At 25.4% G+C, this 10966-nt stretch carries 8 protein-coding genes; 7 read left to right on the top strand and 1 reads right to left on the bottom strand.

Going from position 1 to position 10966, the window contains the following annotated elements; translation table 11 throughout:
• Together ACH5BH_RS14410 and ACH5BH_RS14405 are read left to right on the top strand one after the other, a co-directional pair.
• Window positions 1–1847: ATP-binding protein (locus ACH5BH_RS14410; RefSeq protein ID WP_423298830.1), on the top strand; the 1847-nt coding region annotated here is incomplete at its 5' end.
• A gap of 125 nt (window positions 1848–1972) precedes the next feature.
• Window positions 1973–2482, top strand: coding sequence for an NADPH-dependent FMN reductase (locus tag ACH5BH_RS14405; RefSeq protein ID WP_404308249.1), 510 nt, complete (start codon window positions 1973–1975; stop codon window positions 2480–2482).
• A gap of 272 nt (window positions 2483–2754) precedes the next feature.
• On the opposite strand, the gene ACH5BH_RS14400 is transcribed toward ACH5BH_RS14405, so the two are convergent.
• Window positions 2755–4320, bottom strand: a complete 1566-nt coding sequence (locus ACH5BH_RS14400; RefSeq protein WP_423298829.1) for a PAS domain-containing sensor histidine kinase — start codon at window positions 4318–4320, stop codon at window positions 2755–2757.
• Window positions 4321–4437: 117 nt separating this feature from the next.
• On the opposite strand from ACH5BH_RS14400, the gene ACH5BH_RS14395 reads away from it, so the two are divergent.
• The 5 genes from ACH5BH_RS14395 to ACH5BH_RS14375 form a co-directional block, all read left to right on the top strand.
• A complete protein-coding gene (locus tag ACH5BH_RS14395) occupies window positions 4438–5817 on the top strand; it encodes a PhoH family protein (protein ID WP_423298828.1) in 1380 nt (459 codons plus the stop codon).
• A gap of 189 nt (window positions 5818–6006) precedes the next feature.
• On the top strand, window positions 6007–7512 hold the full coding sequence (locus ACH5BH_RS14390; protein WP_423298827.1) for an HD domain-containing protein: 1506 nt from the start codon (window positions 6007–6009) through the stop codon (window positions 7510–7512).
• A 93-nt stretch (window positions 7513–7605) separates the two neighbouring features.
• Window positions 7606–9867, top strand: coding sequence for a methyl-accepting chemotaxis protein (locus ACH5BH_RS14385; protein ID WP_423298826.1), 2262 nt, complete (start codon window positions 7606–7608; stop codon window positions 9865–9867).
• A 79-nt stretch (window positions 9868–9946) separates the two neighbouring features.
• Window positions 9947–10312 carry a hypothetical protein gene (locus ACH5BH_RS14380; RefSeq protein WP_423298825.1) on the top strand — a complete coding sequence of 122 codons (366 nt, stop codon included), beginning with the start codon at window positions 9947–9949 and terminating at the stop codon, window positions 10310–10312.
• Window positions 10313–10415: 103 nt separating this feature from the next.
• Window positions 10416–10966 (top strand): tetratricopeptide repeat protein (locus tag ACH5BH_RS14375; protein WP_423298772.1); only part of this gene is annotated, 551 nt, incomplete at its 3' end.

Here is a 10966-nt window from a genome sequence, read left to right as displayed (position 1 = left end):
AAAAAGCAGATGAAGCGAAATCCATATTCCTAGCAAATATGAGTCATGAAATTAGAACTCCTTTAAATGCTATTATTGGTTTCTCTGATATCCTTTGTAAATCTAAATCTTTAGATATTCATGGTGTTAAACAAGCTAGAATTATTCAATCTAGTGCTAACTCTTTATTATCTATTATTAACGATATCCTTGATATCTCTAAAATTGAAAGTGGTAATTTTGATATTACTATTGATAATACTGATTTATATTTTATCTCTGAACATGTTGTTGAGCTTTTCTCTAAAAATGCTATTGAAAAAAATCTTAAACTTATTTTTAATATTGATCATAAAATACCTATGTGTATCCTATCTGATGGGGTTAGAATTAGGCAAGTCCTTTCTAATCTTTTATCTAATGCTATTAAATTCACTCCTGAGCATGGTAAGGTTGAACTTAATATATCTTTACTTAATATATCTGAGGCTAAGGCTACTATTAGTTTTGAAGTTAAAGATACGGGTATTGGTATCCCTAATGATAAACTTGACAATATTTTTAAACCTTTTATTCAAGTTGATCATAAATCTACAAGGGAGTTTGAAGGTACTGGTTTAGGTTTAAGTATTTGTTCTCATATTATTCAAGCTTTAGATTCTAAAATCAATGTTAAGAGTTCTATTGGTTTAGGTACTATTTTCTCTTTTGATCTAACTTTTGATATTTGTGATGATTCTATTCATACTAATAAAAACTATTTACATCATTTAAATTTCAAAGTTGAGAATACTGACAATGATTTATATCATTATATTAAGAGGTATTTATCTATTTTTGGTACTATTAATATTAATAAGTCTTCTTCTAATGATATTTTTGTTTTTAATTTCAATAAAAATTCTAATTTAGATGAGCTTAGAAAAGCTCATAAAGACAATCCTATTTTAATTTTATTTGAGTATGAAGAGGATTTAGAGTCTTTTTCTTTAAATTCTAATGAGCAAGGTTTAGCTTTACCTTTTTATGCTTCTAAGGTTAATGATGCTTTACAAGAGTTACAGAAAAAGTCCTCTTCTGTTCCTTCTATTCAAGAAGAAAGTTTAGGTGAGTCTTTTATTGGTAATATTTTAGTTGCTGAGGACAATTTAGCTAATCAGGAGTTAATCTCTTATATTTTACAAAGTTTCAATCTTAATTATACTATTAAGCCTAATGGTTGGGAAACTTTAGAAGAGTTTATTTCTAATCACGAATCTTATGATTTAGTTTTAATGGATATTAATATGCCTGTTATGGATGGTATTGAGGCTTTCAATAAGATAAGGGAGTATGAAAAGAATAATGCTTTAGGTAATATTCCTATTATTGCTTTAACTGCTAATGCTATTAAAGGGGATAGGGAAAAATTCTTAAATCTTGGGATGAATGAGTATTTATCTAAGCCTGTTAATACTAATGAGTTAGTCTCTTTATTTAGTAAGTTTTTAAAGAAGAAAGATATTAATCTTTCTTTACTTCAAGATGATAGTAATTCTACTGATGATAATTCTCAGGATATTTTATCAGTTGATATTGATATTCAGAAGGTTGTTAATAAGCTTGGGGTATCACAGAATATTGCTATTATGATTATTGAGAAGTTTAAGAAGGAAATTCATAAGGATTTAGATGAGTTAGAATCTTTTATTCAGGCTAAGGATTCTTCTAATATTATTTCTAAGGCTCATTATATTAAGAACTCTTGTTTAAATCTTGCTTTAGATGATATTTGTTCTTCTCTTCAACTATTAGAAAGTGAAAATGTCTCTATTGAAAAAAAATTTACTCTCTTCTCTTCTATTAAAAATGCATTTACTTACATTTAAGAGGTCTAAAATAGTCTTATTTATTCACTTTATTATATTTTAACTAAAAAAATAAGACAATTTCATCTCAACAAGAAGTAAATAAGATATACTTTAAAAAATTGAATAAACTATAAGGAATAAAAATGTCAAAAATTGGTATTTTAGTTGCAAGTGCAAATAATAATAGAAAATTAGGTGAAAAATTAAAAACTTTAGCACTTGAGTTAAACTGTGAAGTAGAATTAATAAATCTAGTTGATTTAAATTTACCTTTATATAGTACAGTTGAAGAAGAAAAAAACGGTATCCCAGAAGTGGCTTTAGATTTAGCTAACACTATTTTAGATTTAAAAGCATTTATTGTAATTGCTCCTGAATACAATGGTGTTATGCCTCCTGTATTAAACAATGCAATGGCATGGACTTCAAGAGCTACAAAAGACTGGAGAGATGCATTTAATGAAAAGGTTGTAGGATTAGCAACTCATAGTGGTGGAGGTGGAGCTAAAGGGCTTCAAGCAATGAGAATTATGTTTCAACACTTAGGTGCAAATATTTTAGCTAGAGAGATTTTAACAACTTATGAAAAACAGTTAAATGAAGATTCTGCTAAAAATATGATTCAACAATTAACAAAACTTACTAAAATCTAAAATATAGGCAAAATGCCTATATTTTAATACCATGCTATTGATTTGTAAATAAATATCAGGGAAATTACTTAAAAAATAGAGTGCTTCTAAATCTTATTGATAAAGTTATCACACTAAAATGTATTTATAGTTTTAAAGTCAAACCTTTGTAACCTCCTTATCGAAATAAAAAAGTATACTTTAGTTTTAATGACTAAAGTTAATGAAAGTATAAACTTTAAAAACTTAAATTTCAATAAAATTTAGCACTTAATTAGCTAGACTGCTAAATATTACTTTGGAATTTTAATTATAAATTCTGCACCACTATATTTTGATTCTTCATACATAAACTCTTTATTTGATACTTCAATAAAGCCTTGCATGTGTTTCTTTACAATTGTTTCACACATATATAACCCTATTCCTGTACCTTGAGACTTATGTTTAGTTGTAAAGTATGGTTCAAATACTCTATTAATAATTTTAGGATTTATTCCATCAGCATTATCTAATATTTTTACACATAAAAATTCTTCATCTTGATATGTTTCAATCATAATGAGTTTTCTTTTTTTATTTATCTTAATTAATTCATCACTAGCATTATTTAAAATATTAACTAAAACTTGAATTAGTTCATTTTTAAAAGTATGTACTTTTAAATCCAATATATTTTCTACTATCTTAATATTATGAGATTTAAAATTTGTTTTTGTTAGATTAACACAGTAAGAGATCACTTCACTTATATTAAATGAAGTCTTTTTATAACTAGGCTTAAAAAAATCACTAAAATCATCAATAGTTTTAGAAAGATATTGTGAGCTTGTATTTATATCATTTAAACCATTTGTTAATGTTTCTTTATCAAGAGTGCCTGTGTCATTTTGAATTTTCATACCAGTAGATAATACTGAAATCATAGATAAAGGTTGACGCCATTGATGAGCAATATTTTCAAGCATTTCACCCATAGCAGCCATTTTTGCCTGTCTTTGCATTATTGTTTCATATTCTGTAAGCTCTTTTTTTATTTTTGAAACTTCTTGTTTTAATCTATTATTATAATTTTCTAAATCTTTATTTAGTTTTTCTCTTTGCTTTTCAATTTCTAGACGTTCTGACATATCTCTTGATATAGCCATAATATAATCTTTTCCATCATAGTTTTTTAAACTAAGTGAAGTTTCTACATATACACTATTATTATTTTTCCCTACATATTTTCCATAAGTTATAAGATTTTTTTTGTCTTTTATTTTATTAAATATAACGGACATATCTTCTGAGTCTAAATAAGATTCTCTCAAATCAGATATTCTTAATTGTCTTAGTTCATTTATAGAGTATTCAAGAGTATTACATACTTTTTTATTTGCAAACTCTATTTTTTGAGTTTCAAAGTCTACTAAAAATATCATATCACTTGATTCATTTATAAATTCAAAATAAAGTTTTAACTCTTCTTGTTGCTTTACTTTATGAGAGATATCTAAAACATAAGATATTAAGTGTTCAGTTCCTTCTATATCTATGATTTGAGAACTTATTTCAACAGGAAATGTAGTACCATCTTTTCTTTTATGTATTGATTCAAAAACAGATGCATTATTTAAGTTATTTTTTTGAAATTCATTAAACTTCTTTTGATAAGCTTCTTTACTAATAACTAAAGCATCTAAGTCCCAAACATTTAAGCCTGATACTTCTTTTTTTGTATATCCCAAAGAGTCACATGCTGTTGTGTTAGCTAGGAGTATTTTACCTTCTGAGTCTATCAAATAAATTGATTCTTTCGCTAATTCTAAAGAAGTAATTAAAAGATTTTTAATGTTGTTTTTATTAATCTTAGTCACAAAATAACCTATAAATATTTATTTTTCTTAATATTATTTTTAATTGATTATATCTAAAGTATAAAAAATATGCAACTGTGTTATTGTCTTGTAACTTTAGTGTGTTAAACTTTTTTTATGAAAGATAAAGTATATGTATTAGACACAAATATCATTTTACAAAATATTCAAAATCTTTATAAGATATCTGACAATAAAACAAATCATATTGTAATCCCAGAAACTGTTTTATTAGAGCTTGAAGATAAGAAAAAATTAACAAATGAACTAGGGTTTTATTCAAGAGAGTTTGCTAGATTACTAGCCAAAATGAAAATAAAAGAAGTTGATTATAAAGCAGGTTTTAAAGTTGTAAAGTTTTTTAATGATGAACTTAACTTACATATCATTTCTAAAGATAACTATGATACACAAATTGAACAAATTCATATAAGTGAAAGCAATGATAAAAGAATAATTGAAGTAGCTTCAATAGCTCAAGAATATTATAAAGGTTATCAAACTATCTTTTTATCCCTTGATGTTTATGCAAGAACTTTTGCCTTATTTAAAGGTCTTAAAACAGAAACACTCCATGAAGACAAATCAACTGTACCCACTTTTGAGTTTATAAAAAACTTAACTTTAGATTCAAGTTATTTTAATACTTTAGATAAAAAAGATATTACAAATATAGATGAAAACTATTTATATGAAAACTTTTCATATAGTTTTGAAAGTCATGATGGAAATAATACTTATGCAATTATTTATAATAATAAAATAGATACTTTAAAAGAGAATGATTTTAAATCTTTGACTGTAAAACCTGTGAATCTAAAACAAAAACTATTCACTAAAGCAATTTTATCAAATATGTATGAACTCTTAGTAATAGATGCAAAAGCTGGAAGTGGGAAAACTCTTATGTCAATAGTAAGTGCCATGAGACTTATTGATATAGGATTATACGATAAAATCGTATATGTTCGAAACTCAATAGAATCACTTGATAAAGGTGCTGATATTGGATATTTAGCAGGGAATGATGAAAAATTTAGAATTTATAATATGGCATTACAAGATACTTTAGAATTTATAGCTAAAAAAAAGCTAAAAAAAAGTGAAAATACAGATAATAAAGAATCAATTGAGTCAAAAATAAGTGAACTTCAGTCAAAATACTGTATTGAAACTCTATGGCCAGGAGAAGCTAGAGGCCGAACTCTTTCTAGTGCAATTGTTATTATGGATGAGTGGCAAAACTCAAGTGAAAAAACAACACAACTAATTCTTTCAAGACTTGACGAATCTTGTATGGCTATAGTAATTGGTTCAAATAGACAAATTGATAATTTATATTTAAATAAATACAATAACGGTCTTACAACTTTATTGAAGCAAACAAATTATAAACATGAAGAACTTAATATGTTTGCCATAGAACTTGATAAAGCAGTAAGAGGAAAATTTGCTCAATTTACAGAACGAATTTTTGAAAAGAAAAAAGAGAATTAATAAGGATTTAAAATACAAAATAGATTAATAAATGATACTATCTATAATCATATAGAGTATACAAAGTTAGAAGATAAATTATTACAAACAAAAATAGTAAATAGATTACAGTTTATTACACAAAATGCTTTAGCATATTTTTCTTACCCATCTATTACGACAAAGAGATTTATACATTCTTTAGGAACTATGCATTTAGCTTCATTTATGTTTAAGAACTCACTTTTAAATGCAAATAAAAAAACGAAAAATGATTTTTTGGACTCACTTAAAGATGTAATATTAAAAATCATAGAAGAAGAGGCATTATTACTTGATTTTAAAGATATGGAGTATTTTGATAACAAAGCTTTATATCAATTTAATATTCCTACAAAATCCAAAGCTCACAGGGTTTCATATTGTATTGTTTTACAAACAATTAGAATAATTGGATTATTACATGATGTTGGACATCTTCCTTTTTCTCATCAAATAGAGTATGCCTTAAAAAAGGTCTATCACAAAATACTAGAAAAAGAAATAAACAAAGAAGCTTTATTAAAAAAAGAACTTGAATTCAAAATCAAATATGAAGAGATTACAGAAAACTCACAAGAAGTACTTCATGAAGCCATAGGAAAAAATCTTTTAACACTTCTTTTTGATTATGAAGTTGAAGATTTACTAAAAAAGACAGTTGATAAAGAGTACATAAAACTTATAAAAAAACTATGTTTACTTATTTTAGAAGAGAAAGTTTATAATGGTTTTGATTTTAAAGTTTTACATAATTACATAGATAGTACAGTTGATGCAGATAGACTTGATTATGTAAATAGAGATATGCTTGCTAGTGGTTATATTACAGGCCCAAGTGATCATATTAGAATCACAAAACAAACTGTTTTAGTAGAACAAAACAACAAGTTTTATTTAAGCTTTTTTGATATGTCTTTAATTGATATTGAACACATGTTAGAAATGAGATTTAATCTTTATAAAAAAGTAATCTACAATCATGGTATTGCAAAAACAGATGCTCTACTGGAAAATGTAGTTCTATATTTATCAAACAACTATTTTAATGATAAAATAAAATCAGCTAATAACGAAGATAATATTTCTATGCTTTGGAATTATAATGAAGATAAAGATGTAGAAAAGCAACTTGATACAATCTCAATGTTAGATGAAAACTGGCTAATATCACTATTTAAAAAAGAGTATTTTTATATAAAAGATAAAAAAGTTTTAACAGCTCAAGATAAAAAATATCTTTATTGCTTTGAAGATGTACTTTTTGGGAAAAGAAGATTTAATTCACACTGGAAGAACCTTAATGAGTTTTATAAAGAATTAGGTTTTCAAACTGTACAAAGATATAAATTTAGAGAAAGTTTTGGTTATATTACTGAGAATCGAGCAAAAACTTTACAAAAAGAGCTTGATGCTTTTATAAAAAAATGGGAAAATGAAAAAGAAGAACTATTCTTTACTTATCAAATTGTATCTTTTAAAATAGGTGTTCAAAAAGACTTTTGCTTATATGATGGAGAAACACTAATCAATTTAGATGAAATTTCAACACTTAGAAAAAGACTTAAACACTCTATGTTAAATACTGTACCTTTTTATATTTATTCAAATAAAAAAAATTTAAGTGAAGCAATGAAAAAAGAACTTAAAGAGATTATATTAAAGATATTCTCTTAAGTTCTTTGAACTTTTTTATTTGATCAAACAACCAACAATCACTAAACATTATTTTTATACAATATAGACTATTTTTTTGTAGGGGATTTAATTATGTTTAATAATTTAAGTTTTAGTAAGAAGTTATTATTTAGTGTTTTAGGTGTATTAGTATTTTTATCTGCTATTTCAACTTTTCTAATTTCAAGTAAAGTATTTAGTGAAACCCAAATGATTTCAAAAGATTATATGAAAGAACTTGGATATAAAAATGCCCTTGAAATTAAAGCAGATATTGAGAAATCTGTAGTTCTAATCAAAACATTTAGTGCTTCTTTAGAAACTGCTTTAAAAGAAGATGTAATGTATTCAAAACCTGTCCTTGTAGAACTTATGAGTTCTATTTTAGAAAAAAACCCATATATTGTGGGAGTTTGGACTTATTTTGAACCAAATACCTTTTATGAAAATATCCCATCTATGACAAATAGATATGCCCATGATGAAACAGGAAGATTCTCACCTTATGTTATGAAAAATAACGGAGAAATAAACCTAGTTTGGCAATATCCTGTATTAGAAAACAATATATGGATTACAAAACCTAAAGAAACAAAAAAAGAGTATATCACTGAACCTTACAAATTTAATGTAAATAAAAAAGAAGTTTTAAATACAACAGTTTCAGTTCCTATGTTTAATAATGGAAAATTTGTAGGTGTTGTAGGAATTGATATTTCTCTTGATAAAATAGTACAAAGAATTTCAAAGCTTAAGATTTTAGATAATGGATATGGATATATATTAAGTTCTAAAGGAACAGTTATTTCTCACCCAAATGAAAAACTTTTAGGTAAAAATCTTTTAGAAATTTCAAAAACAAACAATAGTAAAAAAATCATAAAAAGAATTAAAGAAAACCAAGATTTTTTCTTTGATGAAAAGTCTTTACATAATAATCAAGATTCATTTAATTACCTTACATCATTTATGATTTCAAATTCAGATGTGAACTGGGGATTTGGACTTTCTGTTCCCAATAGTGAATATTTACAAAGTGCTTTTATTATCAAAAACTTCTCCATTTTTGCAGGTATAATAACTACTATTTTAATAGGTTTAGTTGTATTTTATGCTACAAGAGTTTTAAATACTAAACTAAATACTATTCAAAATGGACTAGATGACTTCTTTAAATTTTTAAATAAAGAATCAAATAGTGCAAAACAAATCTTTATAACTCAAAATGATGAGTTTGGTCAGATGGCAAAAAACATTAATGATAATATTTCAGAAATAAGTAAAAATATAAAAGAAGAGAACATTTTAATTAATAATGTAAAAGATGTAGTAAACAGTGTAAAAGAAGGACATTTAAATAAAAGAATTCATAAAGAGTCTAATACTCAATCTTTAAACGAACTAAAAACACTTATAAATACAATGCTTGAAAACTTACAAAAGTTTATGGGTAATGATATTAATCAATTATCAAAGGTTTTAAATAGTTATTCTAAAAATGACTTCACTCCTAAATTAAATGAAGAAAATAATGGTGAAATTGGTAAGCAAATTATTTCTATGAATAAAATGATTACAGATATGTTACTTTCTAACCAAGATGATGGAGTGATTTTAAAAGAAAGTTCATCAAAATTAACAACTGATGTAAGAGTATTAAATGAAAATGCTCAAAAACAAAATAATGCTTTAAATGAAACAACAGAAGCAATAAATGATATTTCAACAACAATCTCACATACAAGTACAAGAGCAAAAGAAATGTCAGATATTTCTTCTTTTACAAAAGAATCATCATACAAAGGTAAAGATTTAGCTTCAAAAACAGCTACATCTATGGATGACATAAACGAAAAAGTAAAAGCTATAAATGAAGCTATTACTATTATTGATCAAATTGCTTTCCAAACAAATATTCTTTCACTAAATGCGGCAGTAGAAGCAGCAACAGCTGGAGAAGCAGGAAAAGGATTTGCTGTTGTTGCCCAAGAAGTAAGAAACTTAGCTAATAGAAGTGCTCAAGCTGCAAAAGAGATTACAGCTTTAGTACAAAGTGCGTCCTCAAAAGCAGATGAAGGTAAACAAATAAGTGATTCACTTATAGAAGGATTTGAAGACTTAGAAGAAAAAGTAACACAAACAAATCATCTTATTGATGATGTAACAAATGCAGCAAAAGAACAAGAGAGAAAAATAAGTTTTATTGATGACATAGTTAAAAAACTTGATTCCTATGCACAAGAAAACACAAAAATTGCTCAAAAAACTAACGATATTGCTAAACAAACAAATAACATAGCTTCAAAAGTAGTTCAAAATGTAGCTAAGAATAAATTTGAAGGTAAAGAAGTTTAATTCTTTTCTTTCAAATTGAAATACTTTTTTTAATCTAACAAAAATTAAGATAAAATCTCAAATAAAAACAGGATACTAGATGATATTAGGAAACTGTCCATATTGTGATGGGATTGTAACTTCAAAAAAAATTACAGTACAAGGTAAAAGTACAAAACTTTATTCATGCCAAAATGCAAAAAAAGAATACGATGAGAGTGAACAGTATGTTTTTACTGCTGACTCTACATGCAGATTTAGAGTCTATTCAAATGCTTTTTTAAGATGGAATAAAAGAAGTTTTAGTGAAAGAGAAATGAAAAAACTTTTAAAAGATGGTCAAATAGTAGTAAGACTTCATGGAAGAAAAGGAACAAGTGAATATTTTAAATATGTAATTAGTGATGAAGAGTATGGTGTATCTATTTTATGGGATGAAGAGGTTGATGAAAAAGATACTTTTTAAATCAATTTTAAAAAAATACTAAAATAACATTTTAAATTAAAGAATATAGAATATATATTTATATATAATAATATCTTAAAAAATTATTAATAAGGTATATTATATGAACTATCTAAAAAAATCCATTTTACTTATCTTTGTACTACTAACTATAACTGCTTGTAGTGAAAGTAAAAGTGTAGAAATAAAAAAAAGTAATTATGATATAAAGCAATGTAATAAAGAAAGCTATACAAAAGAAGATTTAGAAGATTATAAAAGACTTGTAGAACAAGGAGAGATACAAGGGTATAACTGTATTGGTATTTATTATATGAGAGCAAAGGATTATAAAAATGCAAAAAAGTATTTTTATAAAGGAAAAGAAAAAGGAAGTTTAGAGTCTTATGCTCAAATAGGAAGCTTATATAGACACTTTTTAAATGATAATAAAAAAGCCGTAGAGTATTTTACAATAGCAGCAAATAATGGACATGGAAAAGCTGCACATAATTTAGGTGTATATTATGATAAAAACTTTGCATATAAAAAAGCTTTAAAATGGTATGAGAAGTCTTTTAATAAAGGTGACACCTATTCTCTTTTAGCAATGGCTCATGTTTATAGAAAACAAAAGAATTATGAAGAAGCTATAAAAACTTTTAAAAAAGCTGG

The sequence above is a fragment of the Arcobacter rhizosphaerae genome (genome assembly GCF_049472155.1).
Lineage (GTDB): Bacteria > Campylobacterota > Campylobacteria > Campylobacterales > Arcobacteraceae > Arcobacter_B.
The sequence above is the reverse complement of the archived record's forward strand: the minus strand, read 5'-3'. Positions and strand labels throughout refer to the sequence as shown.

Excerpts from the sequence above, each read along its gene's own strand:
- ACH5BH_RS14405 (WP_404308249.1), top strand. The coding sequence starts at position 1,973 with ATGTCAAAAATTGGTATTTTAGTTGCAAGTGCAAATAATAATAGAAAA.
- ACH5BH_RS14395 (WP_423298828.1), top strand. The coding sequence starts at position 4,438 with ATGAAAGATAAAGTATATGTATTAGACACAAATATCATTTTACAAAAT.
- ACH5BH_RS14390 (WP_423298827.1), top strand. The coding sequence starts at position 6,007 with ATGCATTTAGCTTCATTTATGTTTAAGAACTCACTTTTAAATGCAAAT.
- ACH5BH_RS14385 (WP_423298826.1), top strand. The coding sequence starts at position 7,606 with ATGTTTAATAATTTAAGTTTTAGTAAGAAGTTATTATTTAGTGTTTTA.
- ACH5BH_RS14380 (WP_423298825.1), top strand. The coding sequence starts at position 9,947 with ATGATATTAGGAAACTGTCCATATTGTGATGGGATTGTAACTTCAAAA.